The 19,115-nt window shown below is 54.8% G+C and carries 20 protein-coding genes; 17 read left to right on the plus strand and 3 right to left on the minus strand.

Going from position 1 to position 19,115, the window contains the following annotated elements; genetic code table 11:
• The first annotated feature begins 21 nt into the window (after positions 1-21).
• The 9 genes from F1381_RS18360 (at position 22) to F1381_RS18400 (ending at position 7,900) form a co-directional block, all read left to right on the plus strand.
• A complete protein-coding gene (locus F1381_RS18360; RefSeq protein ID WP_151736298.1) occupies positions 22-837 on the plus strand; it encodes an Fpg/Nei family DNA glycosylase in 816 nt (271 codons plus the stop codon).
• The gene (locus F1381_RS18365) at positions 827-1,693 is read left to right on the plus strand and encodes a deoxyribonuclease IV (protein ID WP_151736299.1); all 867 of its coding nucleotides are present in this window, start codon (positions 827-829) and stop codon (positions 1,691-1,693) included. Before F1381_RS18360 ends, F1381_RS18365 begins: the two co-directional genes overlap by 11 nt.
• Complete coding sequence (locus F1381_RS18370; RefSeq protein ID WP_151736300.1) at positions 1,686-2,024, plus strand: cyclic-phosphate processing receiver domain-containing protein; 339 nt, start codon at positions 1,686-1,688, stop codon at positions 2,022-2,024. Before F1381_RS18365 ends, F1381_RS18370 begins: the two co-directional genes overlap by 8 nt.
• Positions 2,021-2,344, plus strand: a complete 324-nt coding sequence (locus F1381_RS18375; protein WP_151736301.1) for a thioredoxin family protein — start codon at positions 2,021-2,023, stop codon at positions 2,342-2,344. Before F1381_RS18370 ends, F1381_RS18375 begins: the two co-directional genes overlap by 4 nt.
• Positions 2,344-3,126, plus strand: a complete 783-nt coding sequence (locus F1381_RS18380; protein ID WP_151736302.1) for an ABC transporter ATP-binding protein — start codon at positions 2,344-2,346, stop codon at positions 3,124-3,126. The genes F1381_RS18375 and F1381_RS18380 overlap by 1 nt, the downstream gene beginning before the upstream one ends.
• A 26-nt stretch (positions 3,127-3,152) precedes the next feature.
• Positions 3,153-4,202 carry an SAM-dependent methyltransferase gene (locus F1381_RS18385; protein ID WP_151736467.1) on the plus strand — a complete coding sequence of 350 codons (1,050 nt, stop codon included), beginning with the start codon at positions 3,153-3,155 and terminating at the stop codon, positions 4,200-4,202.
• A 144-nt stretch (positions 4,203-4,346) separates the two neighbouring features.
• Complete coding sequence (locus F1381_RS18390) at positions 4,347-5,855, plus strand: serine/threonine protein kinase (protein ID WP_187355441.1); 1,509 nt, start codon at positions 4,347-4,349, stop codon at positions 5,853-5,855.
• 121 nt (positions 5,856-5,976) lie between these two features.
• On the plus strand, positions 5,977-7,047 hold the full coding sequence (locus tag F1381_RS18395) for a ThiF family adenylyltransferase (protein ID WP_151736304.1): 1,071 nt from the start codon (positions 5,977-5,979) through the stop codon (positions 7,045-7,047).
• A 133-nt stretch (positions 7,048-7,180) separates the two neighbouring features.
• On the plus strand, positions 7,181-7,900 hold the full coding sequence (locus F1381_RS18400; RefSeq protein WP_151736305.1) for a response regulator transcription factor: 720 nt from the start codon (positions 7,181-7,183) through the stop codon (positions 7,898-7,900).
• 44 nt (positions 7,901-7,944) lie between these two features.
• Here the strand turns inward: F1381_RS18400 and F1381_RS18405 are convergent, their stop codons facing one another.
• Together F1381_RS18405 and F1381_RS18410 are read right to left on the minus strand one after the other, a co-directional pair.
• Positions 7,945-8,454: a C40 family peptidase gene (locus F1381_RS18405; RefSeq protein ID WP_151736306.1), complete on the minus strand. Its 510-nt coding sequence runs from the start codon at positions 8,452-8,454 to the stop codon at positions 7,945-7,947.
• A gap of 288 nt (positions 8,455-8,742) precedes the next feature.
• Positions 8,743-9,384: a thiamine diphosphokinase gene (locus F1381_RS18410; protein WP_151736307.1), complete on the minus strand. Its 642-nt coding sequence runs from the start codon at positions 9,382-9,384 to the stop codon at positions 8,743-8,745.
• 156 nt (positions 9,385-9,540) lie between these two features.
• Here F1381_RS18410 and F1381_RS18415 point away from each other — a divergent pair, with 156 nt between their 5' ends.
• Entirely contained in the window at positions 9,541-10,008 is a 468-nt protein-coding gene (locus tag F1381_RS18415) for a low molecular weight protein-tyrosine-phosphatase (protein WP_151736468.1), read from the plus strand.
• Positions 10,009-10,156: 148 nt separating this feature from the next.
• Here the strand turns inward: F1381_RS18415 and F1381_RS18420 are convergent, their stop codons facing one another.
• The gene (locus F1381_RS18420) at positions 10,157-10,888 is read right to left on the minus strand and encodes an alpha/beta hydrolase (RefSeq protein WP_151736308.1); all 732 of its coding nucleotides are present in this window, start codon (positions 10,886-10,888) and stop codon (positions 10,157-10,159) included.
• 278 nt (positions 10,889-11,166) lie between these two features.
• Between F1381_RS18420 and pdhA the strand changes: the two genes are divergently transcribed.
• From pdhA to F1381_RS18455, 7 genes are all read left to right on the plus strand, one after another.
• The gene (pdhA, locus tag F1381_RS18425) at positions 11,167-12,234 is read left to right on the plus strand and encodes a pyruvate dehydrogenase (acetyl-transferring) E1 component subunit alpha (RefSeq protein ID WP_151736469.1); all 1,068 of its coding nucleotides are present in this window, start codon (positions 11,167-11,169) and stop codon (positions 12,232-12,234) included.
• Between the two features lie 14 nt (positions 12,235-12,248).
• On the plus strand, positions 12,249-13,226 hold the full coding sequence (locus tag F1381_RS18430; RefSeq protein ID WP_151736309.1) for an alpha-ketoacid dehydrogenase subunit beta: 978 nt from the start codon (positions 12,249-12,251) through the stop codon (positions 13,224-13,226).
• Between the two features lie 73 nt (positions 13,227-13,299).
• On the plus strand, positions 13,300-14,955 hold the full coding sequence (locus F1381_RS18435; RefSeq protein ID WP_151736310.1) for a 2-oxo acid dehydrogenase subunit E2: 1,656 nt from the start codon (positions 13,300-13,302) through the stop codon (positions 14,953-14,955).
• 3 nt (positions 14,956-14,958) lie between these two features.
• On the plus strand, positions 14,959-16,371 hold the full coding sequence (gene lpdA, locus F1381_RS18440) for a dihydrolipoyl dehydrogenase (protein ID WP_151736311.1): 1,413 nt from the start codon (positions 14,959-14,961) through the stop codon (positions 16,369-16,371).
• A 186-nt stretch (positions 16,372-16,557) separates the two neighbouring features.
• Positions 16,558-17,532, plus strand: a complete 975-nt coding sequence (locus F1381_RS18445; protein WP_151736470.1) for a S66 family peptidase — start codon at positions 16,558-16,560, stop codon at positions 17,530-17,532.
• A gap of 98 nt (positions 17,533-17,630) precedes the next feature.
• Positions 17,631-18,425 carry a thymidylate synthase gene (locus tag F1381_RS18450; protein WP_151736312.1) on the plus strand — a complete coding sequence of 265 codons (795 nt, stop codon included), beginning with the start codon at positions 17,631-17,633 and terminating at the stop codon, positions 18,423-18,425.
• Between the two features lie 41 nt (positions 18,426-18,466).
• Positions 18,467-18,958 (plus strand): dihydrofolate reductase, encoded by a 492-nt coding sequence (locus tag F1381_RS18455; protein ID WP_151736313.1) that lies wholly within the window; start codon positions 18,467-18,469, stop codon positions 18,956-18,958.
• Positions 18,959-19,115 lie beyond the last annotated feature (157 nt).

Below are 19,115 nucleotides of genomic sequence, written 5' to 3' on the forward strand. Positions count from 1 at the left end.
TGAAGGGAAGTTGATGTCGATATGCCGGAATTGCCGGAAATGGAGAATTACCGCAGGCTGCTCAGCCAGCATATAATAAATGTCCCGATAACGGGGGTTACTGTAAACCGGGAGAAGACGATCAATATGGATACAGAAGCCTTCGTCAAGGCTCTGGTCGGGGCCCGGGTGGTTTACGTGGAGCGGCGGGCCAAGCATCTGCTGTTTCATTTGCATGATGGACGCCGTCTGCTGCTGCATCTGATGCTGGGCGGAATCCTGTACTACGGCCCGGAAGAAGAGCGGCCGGACCGCAGCACGCAGGTAGAGCTGGTCTTTGGCAACCGTACTTTGTACTTTATGGGGCTGCGCCTCGGTTATTTGCATCTGCTGTCGGTCAAAGAAAGCGAAGCGGCCATGGGCAAGCTGGGACCGGAGCTGCTGGACCGGCGCATGAACGCGGAGCGGTTCGCCGCACTCCTGAAGGGGCGGCGCGGGGCGCTGAAGAGCCTGCTGGTCAATCAGCAGGTGATGGCCGGCATCGGCAACTGCTATGCCGATGAGATCGCTTTTGAGGCACGGCTGCTGCCTACGGCGCAGGTGCAGAATCTTACGCCGGAAGCGGTACGGCGGCTGTACGACAGCATGCTCAAGGTGCTGACCGAAGCGACCGACATCGGCGGCTACATGGAAATGCCGTTTATGGCGGGAGATACGGTGACAGGCACCTACAACGACCAGTGCAAGGTGTATGACCGCGAAGGCGAGCCGTGCCTGCGCGGCGGGGGAACGATTGTAAAGCTCGAGCTGTCGGGACGCAAAGTGTTCTATTGCCCCGACTGCCAGCATGACGCATAGCCCCAAATTCGGGGCGCATGTCAGCATCCGCGGCGGATACGGGCGGGCAGCCCGTGTTGCCTGGGAGAGCGGAGCGGCATGCTTTCAGTATTTCCCGAAGAATCCGCGGAGCCTGCAGTTGAAGCCGGTTGATCTGCGCGAGGCGGGAGCATGCGCCGCTTACTGCCGGGAGAAAGGGATTCTCTCCATTGCCCATACGCCGTATCCGACGAATCCGGCTGCCGGAGCAGGCGGGACGGCAGGGCGGGAGGTCATGGTAGCTTCACTGCTCAATGATCTGGAAATCGCCGAAGCTTGCGGTTCGCTGGGCATTGTGGTGCATTTTGGCCATTTTGGCGGACTTGAGCCGTTACAGGGCTATCAAAATATTATACAATGTATCAATGAGACGCTGAACCGCTGGAACGGCAAAGCAAAGCTGCTGATCGAGAACCAGGCAGGCCATCAGGGCGGCGAAGGCCGGACCTTGGAGGAGCTGGTGAAGATTCGTGAACTCAGCAGGTATCCGGAAGGAATCGGCTTTTGCCTCGACACCTGCCATGCCTTTGCTGCAGGAGTTTGGGATCCCCGGGAGACTGACCGGTTCCTGGAACGCGGCCGGGAGCTGGGGTACTGGAAGCATCTCGTTGCCGTCCATCTGAACGATTCACTGTATCCGTTCGGCTCGCGCAAGGACAGGCATGCCGGGATCGGACAAGGCAAGATCGGCGAAGCGGGGCTGCACGAGCTGCTGTCAGCCGCGTATTTTCAAGGAAAAGCTGCAGTGCTGGAGACCGGAAAGGGCGCAGACGGTACCCACCGCCGGGAAATTGCCCTAGTCCGAGGCTGGTTTGAAAGCGGGGAGAGACATGATTAATGTGTTTATGGACGATCTCCGGAAAGCGCCGCCCGGCTTCGCGCTGGCGAGGAGTGTAGAGGAGTGCCTTCTGATGCTGCGTGAATGCGAGATTGCGGTGCTTTCGCTGGATTACGATATGGGTCCGGGAAGCCTTAGCGGGACGGAGGTTGCTGCGCGGATGGTGCTGGAACATCTCTTTCCGCGCGAAATTGCGCTGCACACCTCAAGCAGCCGGGGCCGCCGGGAAATGTACGAAATCCTTTACCCGGCCATTCCGCGGGAGACGAAGCTGCATCATGGTCCATTATCCGTCGAACGGCTGCGTCAATTGGCAGAGAGCTGCCTATGAAAGAGCTGAGCGAACAACAGCTGCTGGAAGCCATTGAACAGGACGGCAAGGCGCTGACCGTGTTTCTATACACACCGTTTTGCGGGACCTGCAAGGCTGCTCGGCGCATGCTGGAGATTGCGGAGCATATGCTTGCAGGCGAAGCCGAATTTGCCGCCGCCAATGTCAATATGCTGCCTGTTCTCGTGAACCGGTACCGGATCACAAGTGTGCCGGCACTACTGACGTTGCCTGCGGTGCGGAGTAGCGGCATGAAGATTTACTACCGGATGGTTTCTGTAGAGCAGATGCTGCATTACATAAGGAGTGTGACCTCATAATGATATCTTTGGAGCATCTTACGCTGCGCAGGGAACAGAGCCTGATCCTAAATGATGTATCGCTGGAGATGAATGCTGGGGAGAACTGGGTAATTCTCGGCAGAAACGGCTCGGGCAAAACCACCCTACTGGAAATGATGACCGGCTATCTGTTTCCCAGCAGCGGCTCGGTCAAGGTTCTTGGATATAAATACGGCGAGTGCGATTTGCGTGAAGTCCGCAAGGAAATCGGGTACATCGGACCTTCGCTGATGGAGAAGCTGTCCTTGAGCGACCCCGTCTGGGAGGTTGTGGCAACGGGCGCCTTCGCCTACCTTAGATTCTATCAGAGAATTCCGGCAGATGTGAAAGAGAAGGCACTGCAGCTGCTGGAGGACATGAATCTGGGCGAGCTTGCCCAACATGCCTTCGGAACGCTGTCGCAAGGGGAGCGCAAGAAGGCCATGCTGGCGCGCTGCCTGATGGCGGAGCCGAAGCTGCTGATCATGGATGAGCCTTGCGCGGGCCTGGACCTGTATGAACGGGAGAAAATGCTGGCCGAAGTGAACCGGCTCAAGCAGCGTAATGTCTCCGTCGTCTATGTCACCCACCATGTGGAGGAAATTGTTCCGCTGTTCACCCATGTGGCGCTGATCAAGGACGGGAAGTTAGCCGGTTCCGGACCAAAGGCGGAGGTTCTGAACAAGGAAATGATCCGCGAAACCTTTGATGTGCCTGTGGAAGTGGAATGGGATGGCGGGCGTCCCTGGATTAAAATCGTAGCTGGAGGCCACCTGATTTGAACGAGATAAATGAAGAAGCCTATACGCTGGATGCAGGAACACCCGATCCGGCGGAAGCAAGCGTGTTATCAAGATTTATATGCACGGCCAATCACGGCTTTGCGCCCTATGCCCAAGAGGAGCTGCGCCGCCTGTTCGGGGCGGTAAAGAGCACCCTGCTTGTGCCGGGCGAGATCTTCCTGGCGACCCTGGAAGCAGAGCCGGGGGAGGTGTCACGGGTACTGGGCCAGCACCCGCCTGTCTTCCTGCGGCATATTCAGCCGGTACAGTTTCAGGATCTGGGGGAACCAGCTGCTCTGGAGCGTCTGGCGGCTTTCCTGAACAACCGCAAGGAGCTTGACGGCGGGCGTGTGGCGCTGCATGTACGCAAAGGCACAGCATCCTTCTGGACAGAGAGCCCCGGCGAACTGCGGGAGTGGCTCCAGAAACGGATATCCGGTTTGGGCGCTGATTTTACGGTGCAGGAACCGGCGTGGGTGGTTTCTGTCTATGCCGACGGCGATGCACTTTACGCCGGCGTTTCCAGGCCGGAGGACAATCTGTCGGATTGGAACGGCGGCATGATCCGCTTCCGGAAGGAAGACGGGCAGATCTCGCGGGCCAAATTCAAGCTGATGGAGGCGGAGAAGGAATTTGCCATCCCGTTCGACGGCTTCAGGAATGCGCTGGATATCGGTGCATCGCCGGGCGGTTGGACCTCGTTCCTGCTGGAACGGGGGTTAAGCGTAACGGCAGTGGACCCGGCGCTGATGCATGAATCGCTGCGCAGTCATCCGCGGCTGAAGATTCTGCGCAAGAACGCCGGTGAAGTCAAGTTCCGCGACAATGAATTTGACCTGCTGGTCTGCGATATGAGCTGGAGCCCGAAGCTGATGGCAAAGCTCGTAAGCGGTCTGCTCTACAGCCTGATGCCGGGCGGTACCGCGGTGGTAACCGTTAAGCTGATGCACAAGAAGCCGATGGCGGTCATCAAGGAGATCATTGCACTCTTTGAAGACAACCGGATGCAGGTGCAGCGGGCCAAGCAGCTGTTCCATAACCGCGATGAAATTACGCTTTATATGATTAAGTATTAAGCAGAACCGAATAATGAACTGGTTACAGGGAAAGCATCCCGCAACTGAGAGCCGCCGGCGTTATGCCGGTTGGAGATCAGCATGCGTGGAAGGCTTTCCCTATTTGTTTTGGCAATTTATAAAGAAATGGGCGTGAAGGTTAATATGGTTAAATTTCAAACCCGGTTGTCAGAAGGCGATTTGTTCCGGGACAGATATCGGATTATAGGGCTGATCGGTACCGGCGGGATGAGCAGGGTCTATCTCGCCGAGGATTTGCGGCTGCCGGGTAAACACTGGGCAATTAAGGAGAGCAGGGCTGAGCCGCTGCTGTCCAGTGACGTCCAGGCCGAGGCTGAAATGCTGATTACGCTGAGCCATCCGCATTTACCGCGGATTACCGATTTTTTTCCGCCGGACTCGGAGGGGTATTGTTATCTGATTATGGATTATATCGAAGGTGTTACTTTGGAGGAATACGTCAAATCCTGCACAGGCCCTCTGCCGGTACAGGAGATTATACGCCTGACCTGTGCGCTTTTGGAGGTGCTCCATTACTTGCACGGGCGTCGTCCGCCCATTATCTACCGGGACCTAAAGCCCGGTAATGTAATGCTGACGAAAGGCGGTCATCTGATGCTGATTGACTTTGGCATTGCCCGCAGCTTCAAGCAGGAAGGTGCAGGCGATACGGTGAAGCTCGGTACTGTCGGCTTTGCGGCGCCGGAACAATACGGCGGCGGACAGAGCGGACCGGCAGCGGATTTGTACGGCCTTGGCGCACTAATGCTTTATATGGCCTCCGGGGGAGCCCGGAGCGGGTGGCAGCCGGGTCTGGAAGCAACGTTGTCCGGCGGGCTTCCCCGGCAGCTGATTCCGGTTATCCGTAAGCTGCTGCGGCATCATCCGGAGGAGCGCTATCCATCCGCGCTGGAAGTGCGAACAGCGCTCGAAGCGTTGGATGGCTTAATCCCGCCGGATGCAGGCGGGCGTTCAGGCAGCGGCATAAGCCCCGGCAAGCGGCCGTCCGGGCCGCCCGCTGCAGAAGCACGCCGGCCGGCTCTGGTCGGTGTGCTGGGAACTGCCCCCGGGCTCGGCACTACGTTCACTTCGTTTGCCGTCGCCCGCTTCCTGGCGCGCAGCGGCCCGGCGGCATGGGTCGAACGGAGCCCGGAAGGCTCCGTATACAGGCGGATGAACAGACTGTTGGAGGCTTCCGGGCAGAAAGGGGATCGGTTATGCCTAAAAGGCGTGGATCTGTGGTCCAGGCCGGCAGCGGACAACACTGCTGCGAACTTACCGGATGCTTATTCCTGTACAGTGCTCGATATGGGCACTGGCGGTTACGGCGGTGCACTGGAGGAATTCGCAGCCTGTGATGTCCAGGTGCTGGTCGCCTCCGGCGCTGACTGGCGGCTGGAAGACCTGCTGCGCTGGCTGAGGCGGGCCGGCTTTCAGCCGGACTCCCGCCTGCGGATTGCCTTGCCGCTGGCGGATCACCGTGCGGAAGCGCTCCTTGAAACGGCGCTGCCCGGCGTCCGTATCTTTGCCTTGCCGCCGGCAGAAGATCCCTTTGCAGGTAACGGGAGTCTGACGAAAGCGATGGAACGGATGCTCGCGGGGACCATGGGCAAGCGGCGCACTATGTTGTCCATAAGGAGAGGCTCGAAGTAGATTGTTATTCCGGCAAAGCGCTTGCGTGTGATACAATATATACTTATATATCGAAAGCATGTTCGGGAACAGCGCGTATCCGCCGCTGCCCCGGTTTGTAGCATAGGGGGCTGTTAACACAATGAATGATTTGGATCGGAGACAAGAGGGTTCTATGCCTGCCCATGCCAGGGACGGCAGATATTCACGCCAGGTCCGCTTCAGCCCGTTCGGGGCTGAGGGGCAGGCAGGTCTGGCGAATGCCTGCGTACTGATTGTTGGTGCGGGTGCGCTCGGCACGGGAATTGCCGAGACCTTGGGCCGCTGCGGAGTAGGGCGGATGATCATTGCCGACCGGGACTACGTGGAATGGAGCAACCTGCAGCGCCAGCAGCTGTACACCGAGGAGGATGCCCGCTTGCGCCTGCCGAAAGCGGCAGCCGCCAAGCAAAGGCTGGAGCAGATCAACTCGGAAATTACAGTTGAAGCCCATGTGGCCGATGTGCGGGCGGAGGAGCTGGAGAGCCTGGTGTCCGGCGTGGATCTGATTCTTGACGGAACGGATAATTTCGACACCAGGCTGATCATTAACGATATCGCCCAGAAGCATCGCATTCCCTGGATTTACGGGGCTTGCGTCGGCAGCTATGGCATCACCTATACGATTCTGCCGGGGGAAACGCCTTGCCTGAATTGCCTGCTTGGCACGGTTCCGCTCGGCGGTGACACCTGCGACACCGCAGGTATTCTGCCTCAGGCGGTGCAACTGGTAACCGCCAATGTTACCGCCGAAGCGCTCAAGCTGCTCGGCGGGCGCAGAGAGCAGCTGCGCGGAAAGCTGCTGAGCTTCGATGTCTGGCGCAACGAGCATCAGGAGATCGGCGTCAAGGCCGCCAGAAATGCGGATTGTCCTTCCTGCGGCAGCCATCCGGTCTACCCGTATCTCACTGCAGCCAATACGGAGCGCAGCGACGTGCTCTGCGGCCGGGATACGGTACAGATCCGGCCTGCATGGCGGCAGAACCTGAATCTGGAAGAGACGGCGCAGCGTCTCTCCCGGCTGGCCGCCGGGAAGGTAGAGAGTAATCCGTATCTGGTCTCCTTCACCGAGGAAGCGCTGCGGATGGTCGTGTTTGCGGATGGACGGGCTTTGGTGCACGGTACCAGCGATATTGCGGCGGCACGCAGCTTTTATCACCGTTATTTCGGATAGTTTCTAATTACTGCATATGAGGACAAAGCGGCCATTCACTGGAATGGCCGCTTTGTTTTGCGGGAAATCTATAGGCAGGCGAGTATTCCCGGAACCGGGTAACGGCCAACACTGAAGGTTGCGGAGGACGAAGATGAATGAGGTCATAGCCTGGTTTAGGGAGGGCAGTGGTGCGGACACCGCTCAGGAGGAAGAGCCGGTGCGTGGAGTGCTCCGGGAATTGGGCCTGCAGACGGCAGCAAGCGCAGATCTGGAGGATCTGCGCTTGCTGCTGGCCGGCATGACGCCTGTGCTGCTCCTTGCTGAGCTGACGGAGGTCAGCGCTTGGGAGGGATGGAACCTGATTGCGGAGATCAGGGCGCAAGGGAGCTATTATCCGGTGATGATCCTGTCCGGAGCAGACAGGAGCGGAGAGGACGCCGTGGCAGTATTTGAAGCGGGTGGGAATGAGTATTTGGCAAAGCCTGTACATACCGGTGAATTTCGCTGCAGAGTGCTGAACCTGCTGAAGCTGACCGGGCGCCGCGGCCAGGATGCACTGCTGAAGGTGGACGGTCTGCTGCTGGACCCCGGCCGGCGGCTGTGCAGCCGCGACGGGATAGAGCTGGCGCTGACCCCCAAGGAGTTCGATTTGCTCTATTATCTCGCCGCCCATCTGGAACAGGTCTGTCCCAGGGACGAGATATTGCGGCAAGTGTGGGGTTACCATTTTCATGCGGATACCAATGTGGTGGATGTCTATATTAAACATATTCGCACCAAGGTGGACAGGGGGCACCGGAATAAATTAATTCATACGGTGCGGGGAACCGGTTATGTAATGCGGGCGCCGCAGGGCGGCGCCACATGCTGACTGCACTACCAGCATCAATTATCGCCTGTTGTAATTAATAGAAATTACAGTACGCGGCGTGCTTTCAGGTAAGTCCGTTTCCAGGTTCCGGAGTTCAGATTGGAAATGGTAACACCCGGCGAGCCGTAGGTGTGCAGAATTTTACCGTTGCCGGCATATACCGCCACATGGGTAACGTTTTTACCGTTCGCTCTGCTGCCGCTTGAGAAGAAGACCAGATCGCCTACGCGCAGATTCGCTTTGGATACCGCAGTCCCCACTTTCGATTGGGCTACGGAAGTACGGGGCAGTTTAACACCGTATTTGGCGAAAATATATTTAGTGAAGGAAGAGCAGTCAAAATATCTTGTCGTCGATGTGGATGCACCGAATTTATATGGAGTGCCCAAATATTTTTTGCCGAAGGAAATGATGTTGGTTGCTTTAGAGGTTGCGCTCACAGATGCGGCAGCAACGGGGGCCGTACCGGCTCCAGTAGCCATCAGCGAGCCCAGACCGATCGTGGTGCACATCCCTACCACAATTGCTTGCTTCAACCATTGTTGCTTTTTCATGTTGTATATACCTCCCAGGTTTGTATCTATCTTTCTTTTGTCTTGCCCTGATTCGTAGTATAGCAGGTATTTCATTCCCTAAATTATGGTCTGGGCAGCTCAAACCGTTGCCGGAGTTGAATTGGAAGCGTTTTATTAAAAATGCATTAAAAGTTACAAAATATTAATAATTAAGTAGAATAACATCACAAAAAAACGTGGAAATCCCTTGCCGGACAAGGGGATTCCACGTTTCTTGGTTGTGAATCAAAAGTTACAGACCTGTCTTTGAATTGCTATGTACTGCTGTTAGTCTTTGCTCTGAATGATCAGCAGCAAGCCGCTCTCAATCCTGACCGTGCCCTCAGTTCCTTCCAGCCGGTTGCTGACTGCAAGAGATTGACCCAGCTTGAGCGTTGCGTTCACCAGCGGGTACTGAAAGCCCTCCAGGTTGATGCCGGTCACCTCGGGAGTAATGGGCAGCAAGGATACATAGGTGTATCCCCGTTCCTGCACCAGTGCCTGTGATCCGGTCAGTGTAATATAATTGTTGCTGTCGACCGCAGAGCAGTTCACTTGCCGCTGCAGCGCGCGGGTCATCATCTGGATGCTCGCGAGCGTGTGATCCAGTCTCGTTCCGGTGACCCCGGCAAGCAAAATGGAATCAGGCTGTCTGGCCAGCGCCAGGTCGAGCGCCATTTCACTGTCAGTCAAATCCTTGTCGACGGGATCGCAGGCCAACATCTCACGGCTGCCCGCGCGGATCGTCCCAAGCGCTTCAGGCGGGATGGAGTCGAAATCGCCAACGGCCAGGTCTGGCGTAACTCCGTGGTTGATCAGGAACAAAGCGCCCCGGTCAGCTCCGATTATGAAATCCTCTTCATCTATATACCGCAGCAGTTCCTCGGACAGGCGGCCTCCGGCAACTATGACAACACGGCCTGCAGGCATGGCTAGTCCCTCCTTATATATCTGTATCGTTTGTCACCCTGACCAGTATAATCCAGATCGAAAAGTTGTACAATCCGTGATCGGACGCTAAAATAAATATAGTACGTTTCTGCATTGAAACTTACTTTGGAAAAATGAGGGCAGGAGGTGAGAGTAATCGTCAGTGTATTGTTTGTATGTCTGGGCAATATTTGCCGCTCGCCGATGGCCGAGGCCGTGCTGCGCCACAAGATCGCTGAGAGGGGGCTTACCCGGCAAATTACGGTGGACTCCGCAGGTACAGGGAACTGGCATATCGGTAAGGCGCCGCATGAAGGGACCCGCCGGATCCTGGATGCGAACGGGATAAGCTATGAGAACATGGCTGCCCGGATTGTCAGGAGCAGTGATTTTGAACAATTTGATTACATAGTGTGCATGGATCAGTCTAATGGGGCAAATGTCCGCAAGGTTGCCGGGGGCGAGGAAGCGGAATTGCTCTTCTTTATGGATCTTCTGCCGCATGAGAAGCTGCGCGAGGTGCCTGATCCGTATTTCACCGGGAATTTTGAGCAGGTATATGAGCTGATCAATGCCGGCTGCGATGTGCTGCTGGAACGGATCATCCATGAACAGGTGGAATAAGCGGAGTTAGCAGGCCTACCCGGCTCCCGACAGGACTGTGCCCTGTAGATGGAGACGGGTAAGTAATGCTTCGACATGAAAGCGCAAACAGTGAGAGAACATTACATTCGTTCTAACTTTGTTCACTTTTTAGGCCGAAAAGCCTGTTTCAACGGTCGAAAAAATAGAGTAATGATTCCGGGAGCTCTTTTTGCCAAAATCCCCAAAGATGTTTGCCGTCTTTCTCACGGTAGGAGACGGTGGCGCCGCGGCTCTCCAGCAAGTCCCGGGTCTCGCGGTTCATTTGCACGAAATCGTAGACACCCGTATCCGTCTGGTATTCCGTCTCCTGCAGTCCGACTACCATGTTGATGTCAAGCCAGGATAAATCATCCTCCCGGGCAATGATTTCGCGCGACTGCGGATAATAGGCGCCGGATAAGCTGAGCACGCGGCTGAACAATCCGGGATAGGCCAGCGCAATATGCAGCGAAACGCTGCCGCCGAGCGAGTCGCCGGCGATAATCCGCTCTCCGGGAGTGCGCCGGACCGGATAATTGTGCTCTACATAGGGAATAATCTCTTCGGCAAAGCATGCGAGGTACTGGCGGAACCGGCTGCCGAAGGGGGCATATTCTTCCGTCCGGACCGGGACATTCACTTCAACGCCCACTATAATGAAGGGTTCGATGCCTCGCTCTTCAATCAGCTGGCCCGTGATGGTGGCAATCCGCCCGAAGTTGAAGAATTCCTCGCCGTCCTGGCAATAGACCACCGGATAAGTTAAAGCTTCATTATAACCAGGCGGGAGGTAAATGCGCAGCTTGCGTTCTTCCTGCAAATGCTCGCTCCAGATGGTTTGTTTCACAATTGTCCGTTTCAGAAAAACAGGTTCACTCATTGTTGAATCATCACCTTTCTTGTCGAATTTCGCGGTAATTCTTGCTTGGTCAATACTTCCGCCATTTGTCGTGCCCGGGTTGCAGATGTGTTAAATATCATTTACTTAAGTAAAAAACATTAAACTGTAATATAGAATTGTAAAACCTGTTATATATACAAAAAAGAAAAGAACATAAATTTTATGCGTAATTCTTTGACGAATCGTATAAAACAGGTGTATAATAATTCTATAACAGAGCCCACTGATATTCAAATATTTTTATTGAGGTGAAGATGATGACTAAAGTTCCTTATGAAGTGTATACAGAGGACGTGGAGGCCCTTTCGGTCCTTTCCCCTGATGGCGAAGTGATCAACAAGGACAAGATGCCTGCACTTACCGATGACCAACTGAAAGAAATCATGTACCGTATGGTATTTACCCGTACTTGGGATGACCGCGCCGTTAACCTTGGCCGCCAAGGACGTCTGGGCTTCTACGCGCCGGTATCCGGCCAGGAAGCAACGATGGTGGGCAGTGAGTTCGCATTGCAGAAGGAAGACTTCGTTTGCCCGGGCTACCGCGATATTCCGCAGCTGGTATGGCACGGGCTTCCATTATATCAGGCTTTCCTGTACTCCCGCGGCCATCAGCATGGCGGCCAGATTCCGGACGGCGTCAACGTATTGATGCCGCAGATCATCATCGGCGCGCAGATTCTGCACGCGACCGGGATTGCAATGGGCTTTAAATTGAAGAAACAACAGAATGTAGCGATCACCTACACAGGTGACGGCGGCTCTTCCGAAGGTGACTTCTACGAAGGCCTGAACTTTGCCGGACGCTTCAAACTGCCGGTGATCTTCTTTGTTCAAAACAACGGCTATGCCATCACAACTCCGTTCTCGAAGCAGACGGCAGCGAAATCCATCGCCCATAAAGCGGTAGCGGTCGGCATTCCGGGGATCAAGGTTGACGGCATGGACGTATTTGCCGTAATCTCCGCCGTACAGGAAGCCGCTGAACGTGCCCGCCGTGGCGAAGGCGCTACACTGATTGAAGCTGTAACTTACCGTTTCCGTCCGCATTCCCTTTCCGACGACGCGTCCAAATACCGTACGAAGGAAGAAGAAGGACAGTGGAACGAGAAAGATCCGATTGCCCGTCTGGCCAAGTACCTGGAGAAAAAAGGTCTCTGGACCGATGAAGATACAGCTCGCGTGAAGGAAGAAGCGAAGGCGACTGTGAACGAGCAAATCAAGAAAGCGGAGCAAACCGAGAAAATGACGATTTCGGGCCTGATCGACAGCATGTTTGAATCGACTCCGAAACATTTGGAAGAGCAAAAAGCCGATTTTGAATAAGGGGGATCCTGGCAATGGCACAAATGAACATGAAAGAAGCAATCCGCGACGCGCTGCGCGTCGAACTTAATCGTGACCCTAACGTTCTGACCTTCGGTGAAGACGTTGGTGCTGTAGGCGGCGTATTCCGTGTAACGGAAGGGCTGCAGAAAGATTTTGGCGAAGACCGCGTATTTGACACTCCACTGGCTGAATCGGCTATCGGCGGTTTGGCTTTCGGCCTGGCTGTACAAGGCTTCCGCCCGGTCGCTGAAATTCAATTCGTCGGCTTCATCTACGAAGCGCTGGACCAGATCGTCATTCAGGCGGCTCGTCTGCGCTACCGTTCCGGCGGCAAATACAACGCTCCGGTCGTATTCCGCACACCTTTCGGCGGCGGCGTCAAAGCAGCTGAGCTGCATACGGACTCCCTTGAAGGTCTGATTGCACAAAGCCCGGGGATCAAAGTTGTGATTCCGTCCAACCCATACGATGCCAAGGGACTGCTGATCGCTTCGATCCGCGACAATGACCCTGTATTCTTCATGGAACACTTGAACCTGTACCATGCTTTCCGTACGGAAGTTCCGGAAGGTGAATATACGGTTGAACTCGGTAAAGCCAATGTAGTGCGTGAAGGTTCGGATGTAACGATCATCGCTTACGGCCTGATGGTACATACCGCTACCAAAGCGGCCGAGCAGCTGGAAAAGGAAGGCATCAAAGCTGAAATTATCGACCTGCGGACAGTAAGCCCGATCGATATCGACACCATTGTGGCTTCCGTCAAGAAGACTAACCGCGCCATTGTGGTGCAAGAAGCGCAGAAGAGCTCCGGCGTAGCCGCCGAAGTGATTGCGCAGATCAACGAGAAGGCCATTCTTCATCTGGAAGCGCCTGTGCTGCGTGTAGCCGGACCGGACACTGTGTATCCGTTCGCCCAAATCGAGGATGCCTGGATTCCGACTCCTGCACGTATCATTACAGCCGTGAAGAAAGTAATGGAATTTTAATTAAGCGCATATTTAACGGCGTGATTGTCCTTACCCGGAAATCACGCCCATAAACATTTAGGAGGTTATCAAGGTGGCTAAATTTGAGTACCGGTTCCCGGAGCTGGGCGAAGGTCTGCATGAAGGCGAAATTATTAAAATGCATATCAAAGCCGGCGACAAAGTAACCGACGACGATATTATCATGGAAGTTCAAAACGACAAGGCGGTAGTCGAAGTGCCTTGTCCAGTTAACGGTACCGTGCTGGAAGTCTTCACTAAAGACGGCCAGGTCTGCCGCGTAGGTGAAGTTGTAGCGGTTATCGAAGCGGAAGGTGATGTTCCGCAGCAGGAAGGCGGCCATGCGGCAGCCCAGGGCGCACAGGAAGCGGATGCGGCTAAAGGCAGCGCGGATACTACTTCTTCTCCTGCAACTGCAAGCTCGGCGAATTTCCAGTATACGTTCCCGGAGCTGGGCGAAGGTCTGCATGAAGGCGAAATTATCAAGATGCACATCAAACCCGGCGACAAAGTGACCGATGACGATATCATCATGGAAGTGCAGAACGATAAGGCCGTAGTCGAAGTGCCTTGCCCGGTTAACGGCACTGTGCTTGAAGTGTTCGCCAAAGACGGCCAAATCTGCCATGTAGGCGAAGTTGTGGCGATTATCGCCGCAGAAGGCGAAGTTCCGCAGCAGGAAGGCGCTGCAGCACCGGCACAGGCAGCCGCACAGGAAGCGGATGCTGCCAAAGGCGGCGCAGCTACTGCAGCAGCGGTACCGGCTCCTGACCGCGACGTATTGGCAACGCCAAGCGTGCGCAAATTCGCCCGTGACAACAGCGTTGATATCTCCAAAGTGAACGGCACCGGCAAGAACGGCAAGATTAGCCGTGAAGACGTGGAAGCCTTCATGAAGGGCGGCGCAGCGGCACCTGCAGCGGCACCTGCAGCGGCGGCTGCAACTCCGGCAGCGGCTCCAGCAGCAGCAGCGGAAGCACCGAAAGCGAAGAAAGAAGCAGCACCTGCAGCTGCTGGCAATGTGAGCCTGGAAGAAGAACGCGTACCGTTCAAGGGCATCCGCAAAGCCATCTCCAATGCTATGGTGAAATCGGCTTACACCGCTCCTCACGTAACCATTATGGACGAAGTGGACGTAACCGAGCTGGTTGCCTTCCGTGCCCGTATGAAACCGGTAGCCGAGAAGAAGGGCGTCAAGGTGACTTACCTGCCGTTCATCGTTAAAGCTCTTGTGGCCGCTTCCCGCCAGTTCCCGGCTCTCAATGCCATGATCGACGAAGAAGCGAACGAAATCGTCTACAAGAAATACTACAACATCGGTATCGCTACAGACACCGACAACGGCCTGATCGTTCCTGTGATCAAGGACGCCGACCGTAAGAGCATCTGGATGATCGCAAGTGCCATCAGCGACCTCGCCCTGCGCGGACGCGACGGCAAGCTGGCTCCTAATGAAATGAAGGGCAGCACGATCTCCATCAGCAACATCGGTTCCGCCGGCGGTATGTTCTTCACACCGATCATCAACTTCCCTGAAGTGGCGATCCTCGGTACAGGACGCATCACCGAGAAGCCGGTTGTCAAGAACGGCGAAATCGTATCGGCTCCGGTTATGGCGCTGTCCCTGAGCTTTGACCACCGCATCATCGACGGTGCAACCGCTCAGAACTTTATGAACTATATCAAGTCCCTGCTTGCAAATCCTGATATGTTAGTTATGGAGGTGTAATTAATGGTAGTCGGAGACGCTTCAATCGAAATCGACACATTGGTTATTGGTGCAGGTCCCGGCGGGTATGTGGCGGCAATTCGTGCCGCCCAGCTCGGCCAGAAGGTCCTCATCGTGGATAAATCGGAGCTCGGCGGCGTGTGCCTTAACCGCGGCTGTATTCCTTCCAAGGCGCTGATCTCGGCAGCTCATCAGTATGAAGCTGCTCAGCACGGCGAAGTATTCGGCGTAACTGCCGAGAACGTCAAGGTGGACTGGGCCAAGACTCAGGAATTCAAGAACGGCGTTGTCAAGAGAATGACTAACGGCGTAACCAGCCTGATGAAGGGCAACAAGATCGAAGTATTCAGCGGCGAAGCCATGTTCATCAGCGCAAACGAAGCCCGTTTGTTCAATGAGCATGAATCTCCGCGTTACAAGTTCAATAACTGCATCATCGCGACCGGCTCCCGTCCGATCGAGCTGAAGCCGTTCCCGTTCGGCGGACGCATTCTGTCCTCGACCGAAGCATTGGATCTGCCGGAGATTCCGAAGAGCATGATCGTTATCGGCGGCGGCTACATCGGCGCCGAGCTCGGCCAGATGTACTCCAAATTCGGAACCAAGGTAACCATTATCGAAGGTATGGATACTGTACTGCCAGGCTTCGATAAGGACATGACCCGTCTGGTAGCCAAGAATATGGCGAAGACCGGCATCGAGATCGTTACAAACGCCAAGGCTGAAAGTGCCGTACAGAACGACAAGGAAGTTACAGTGAAATACTCCGTGGGCGGCGAGTCCAAGGAAGTTACTGCCGACTATCTGCTCGTAACTGTAGGACGTCGTCCGAACACCGACGGCGAACTGGGCTTGGATCTGATCGGCGTAGAACTGGACGACCGTGGTCTGATCAAGGTTGACCATCAGGGACGTACCAACATTCCTAACATCTATGCCATCGGTGACATTGTTCCCGGTCTGGCCCTGGCACATAAAGCCTCCTACGAAGGCAAGATTGCTGCCGAAGCCATCTCCGGCCACAAATCCGTAGTGGATTACAAAGTGATTCCTGCCGTAGTCTTCACTGATCCGGAATGCTCCAGCGTCGGTCTGACCGAGAAGGAAGCCAAGGACAAAGGCATCAAGGTAAAAGCCGGCAAATTCCCGTTCGCGGGCAACGGCCGCGCCGTATCCCTGAACGCTCCGGACGGCTTCATCAAGATTGTGGCGAATGCCGACAACAATCTGGTGCTGGGCGCACAAATCGTCGGGCTGGAAGCTTCCAACCTGATCGCCGAGCTTGGTCTCGCGATCGAAATGGGCGCTACGCTTGAAGATATCGCTTTGACCATCCATGCGCATCCGACCCTGGGTGAAATCGTTATGGAAGCGGCTGAGCTGGTAGAAGGCCATCCGATTCATGTTGTGAAATAATAACTTACCCGCATTCTGCGGTATGGAAAGAGACGCTATCCGGTCATTTACTTGGCCGGCAGCGTCTCTTTTTTGCTGCTGGCGGAAATAACGGTGTATGTTACAATTTAGGAATATAATTTACCAGGATCAGGCCGGCAATAAATAGAGAGAAGCATCATTAAATGGAGGTTGATTGGAATGTCTATGAAAGCCGCTAAATTACAGCCGGGTGATGAAATCCGGATCATTTCACCGTCCAGCAGCCTGGCCATCATTGCGGAGGACCAGATGAAGCGGGCGGTAACGAGGCTGAATGCGCTGGGATTTAAGGTTACTTTTGCCGCAAATGCCTATGAGAAGGATGTCTTTGATTCCTCTTCTGTTGCGTCACGGATCGGTGATATCCACGCTGCTTTTGCCGATCCCCTTGTAAAGGGCATCCTTACGACGCTGGGGGGCTATAACTGCAACCAGTTGCTGCGGGAGCTTGATTATGATCTGATTGCGGCCCATCCTAAACGGCTATGCGGTTATTCGGACATCACTGCGCTGAGCGGTGCCATATACGCGAAGACAGGCCTAATCACCTACTCGGGTCCGCATTTCTCCACATTTGGCATGATCCATGGTTTTGATTATACGCTTGATTATTTCAAGAAGATGATGACGGAAGACTGTACTGTAGCCATTGAGCCCTCTGGTCAATGGAGCGACGATTCCTGGTACCTGGATCAGGAGAACCGTGTGTTCGAACCGAATTCCGGGCCTTATGCCATTAACGGCGGCGAAGCGGAAGGCCTGCTAATCGGCGGCAATCTGTGCACGCTGAACCTGCTGCAAGGAACGGAGTTTATGCCGAGCCTGCAAGATGCCATTCTTTTTCTGGAGGATGATTTCGAGTCCCACCCGGCGACGTTTGACCGGGACCTGGTCTCGCTGATCCAGCAGCCTGGGTTTGAGAAGGTGAGAGGTCTGGTGATCGGCCGCTTTCAGCGCGGTTCGGGTATGAGCCGGGAGCTTCTGACAACTATTATCCGCAGCAAAAAAGAGCTCGCCCGCCTTCCCGTTATCGCTGATGTGAATTTTGGGCATACCTCACCGATCATCACGTTCCCAGTTGGAGGAAGGGCGGCGCTGAAAGCCGGCTCCGGCGATATTCATTTGCGGATTTGGGAGTAACCGCGGTCATTTGCATTTTTCTAATTCTTTGCAAGTTACAAGCGAGGTCAGGTCATGGTAAACTGTAATATGATCATTAGAGAGGAGTGCGGGGCAGCTTGCGTAATTATTTGGATTTACTTCAGGATATTCTAGACCACGGTACAGCCAAAAGCGACCGGACCGGCACCGGCACCCTTTCGGTGTTCGGGCGTCAGCTGCGCTTTAATCTCGCGGAAGGCTTTCCGCTGGTAACGACCAAGCGCATCCATCTGAAATCGGTGGTGCATGAGCTGCTATGGTTCTTGAAAGGCGAGACCAACATCGCTTATTTGAAAGAGAATGGCGTCTCCATCTGGGACGAATGGGCCGACGAGAACGGGGAGCTGGGTCCTGTCTACGGCTCGCAATGGCGGGCCTGGGAGGGCGCCGACGGCCGCCGTATTGACCAGATCGCTGAGGTAATTGAATCGATTAAGAAGAATCCGGATTCGCGCCGGCATATCGTCAGTGCCTGGAATGTGGCCGAGATTGAGAATATGAAGCTCCCGCCCTGTCATTTTGTGTTCCAGTTCTATGTGGCCGGCGGCAAGCTTTCCTGCATGCTTACGATGCGCTCTGTAGACACCTTCCTCGGCTTACCGTTTAACATTGCCAGTTATGCGCTGCTGACGCATATGGTGGCGCAGCAGACGGGCCTTGAACCGGGAGAGTTTATCTGGTCCGGCGGCGATGTGCACATTTATACAAATCATTTGGAACAGGTGGCTACGCAGTTGGCCCGGGAGCCGTATCCGCTGCCACGGCTGAATATCCGCCGAAAGCCGGACAGCATTTTTGATTACACCTTTGAAGATTTCGAATTTGAAGGCTACGAGCATCATCCGGGCATTAAAGCGCCGGTAGCCATATAACCCTCCCGGTCCGGGAGAACCTGCGAAGGAGTGGATGCTGCATGAGTATCAGCATGATTTGGGCGATGGCCCGGAATGGTGTGATCGGCAAGGACAATGATATGCCCTGGCATCTGCCGCGGGATTTCGACTATTTTAAACGTGAGACGCTGGGGAAGCGGATGCTGATGGGGCGTAAAACCTGGGATTCGCTGGGTGGCAAGCCGCTGAGGGGCCGGACGAGTATCGTAATTACCCGTGACCGGAGCTTCGCGCCTGAGGGGGCACGGGTCATTCATACGCTGGAGGAAGCGCTGGCGGAAGGGCGCAAAGACGATGAGTTGATGGTGATCGGCGGGGCTGAAATCTATAAAATGATGCTGCCGTATGCCGATAAGCTGCTTGTTACACGTATCGATGAGGATTTTCCGGGAGAGACGGTCTTTCCGGAGGTCGATTGGAGCCAGTGGCGCGAAGTCTCGAATGTACCGGGGATCCGTGATGAACAGAATCCGCATGATTACCGGTTCTATGTATATGAACGTTCTGTTTAAGAATATATAAAAATTTACGTTTTCTCTAACACAACATGTTAAATAGTACAAATAATCAGCAGATTAATCCATTACAGTACGAAAGTATTGGATGCTACTATAATTAAAATTAGGAATGCTAAAGTTGAAGATAGTATAGGCTGTGCAGGTAATCAAC

It is taken from the genome of Paenibacillus tengchongensis (assembly GCF_008973665.1).
Classification (GTDB): Bacteria; Bacillota; Bacilli; order Paenibacillales; family Paenibacillaceae; genus Paenibacillus_AQ; species Paenibacillus_AQ tengchongensis.

Excerpts from the sequence above, each read along its gene's own strand:
- F1381_RS18430 (WP_151736309.1), top strand. The coding sequence starts at position 12,249 with ATGGCACAAATGAACATGAAAGAAGCAATCCGCGACGCGCTGCGCGTC.
- F1381_RS18410 (WP_151736307.1), bottom strand. The coding sequence starts at position 9,384 with ATGCCTGCAGGCCGTGTTGTCATAGTTGCCGGAGGCCGCCTGTCCGAG.
- F1381_RS18380 (WP_151736302.1), top strand. The coding sequence starts at position 2,344 with ATGATATCTTTGGAGCATCTTACGCTGCGCAGGGAACAGAGCCTGATC.
- F1381_RS18375 (WP_151736301.1), top strand. The coding sequence starts at position 2,021 with ATGAAAGAGCTGAGCGAACAACAGCTGCTGGAAGCCATTGAACAGGAC.
- lpdA (WP_151736311.1), top strand. The coding sequence starts at position 14,959 with ATGGTAGTCGGAGACGCTTCAATCGAAATCGACACATTGGTTATTGGT.
- F1381_RS18405 (WP_151736306.1), bottom strand. The coding sequence starts at position 8,454 with ATGAAAAAGCAACAATGGTTGAAGCAAGCAATTGTGGTAGGGATGTGC.
- F1381_RS18365 (WP_151736299.1), top strand. The coding sequence starts at position 827 with ATGACGCATAGCCCCAAATTCGGGGCGCATGTCAGCATCCGCGGCGGA.
- F1381_RS18445 (WP_151736470.1), top strand. The coding sequence starts at position 16,558 with ATGAAAGCCGCTAAATTACAGCCGGGTGATGAAATCCGGATCATTTCA.
- F1381_RS18395 (WP_151736304.1), top strand. The coding sequence starts at position 5,977 with ATGAATGATTTGGATCGGAGACAAGAGGGTTCTATGCCTGCCCATGCC.
- F1381_RS18420 (WP_151736308.1), bottom strand. The coding sequence starts at position 10,888 with ATGAGTGAACCTGTTTTTCTGAAACGGACAATTGTGAAACAAACCATC.
- F1381_RS18360 (WP_151736298.1), top strand. The coding sequence starts at position 22 with ATGCCGGAATTGCCGGAAATGGAGAATTACCGCAGGCTGCTCAGCCAG.
- F1381_RS18390 (WP_187355441.1), top strand. The coding sequence starts at position 4,347 with ATGGTTAAATTTCAAACCCGGTTGTCAGAAGGCGATTTGTTCCGGGAC.
- F1381_RS18400 (WP_151736305.1), top strand. The coding sequence starts at position 7,181 with ATGAATGAGGTCATAGCCTGGTTTAGGGAGGGCAGTGGTGCGGACACC.
- F1381_RS18455 (WP_151736313.1), top strand. The coding sequence starts at position 18,467 with ATGAGTATCAGCATGATTTGGGCGATGGCCCGGAATGGTGTGATCGGC.
- pdhA (WP_151736469.1), top strand. The coding sequence starts at position 11,167 with ATGACTAAAGTTCCTTATGAAGTGTATACAGAGGACGTGGAGGCCCTT.
- F1381_RS18370 (WP_151736300.1), top strand. The coding sequence starts at position 1,686 with ATGATTAATGTGTTTATGGACGATCTCCGGAAAGCGCCGCCCGGCTTC.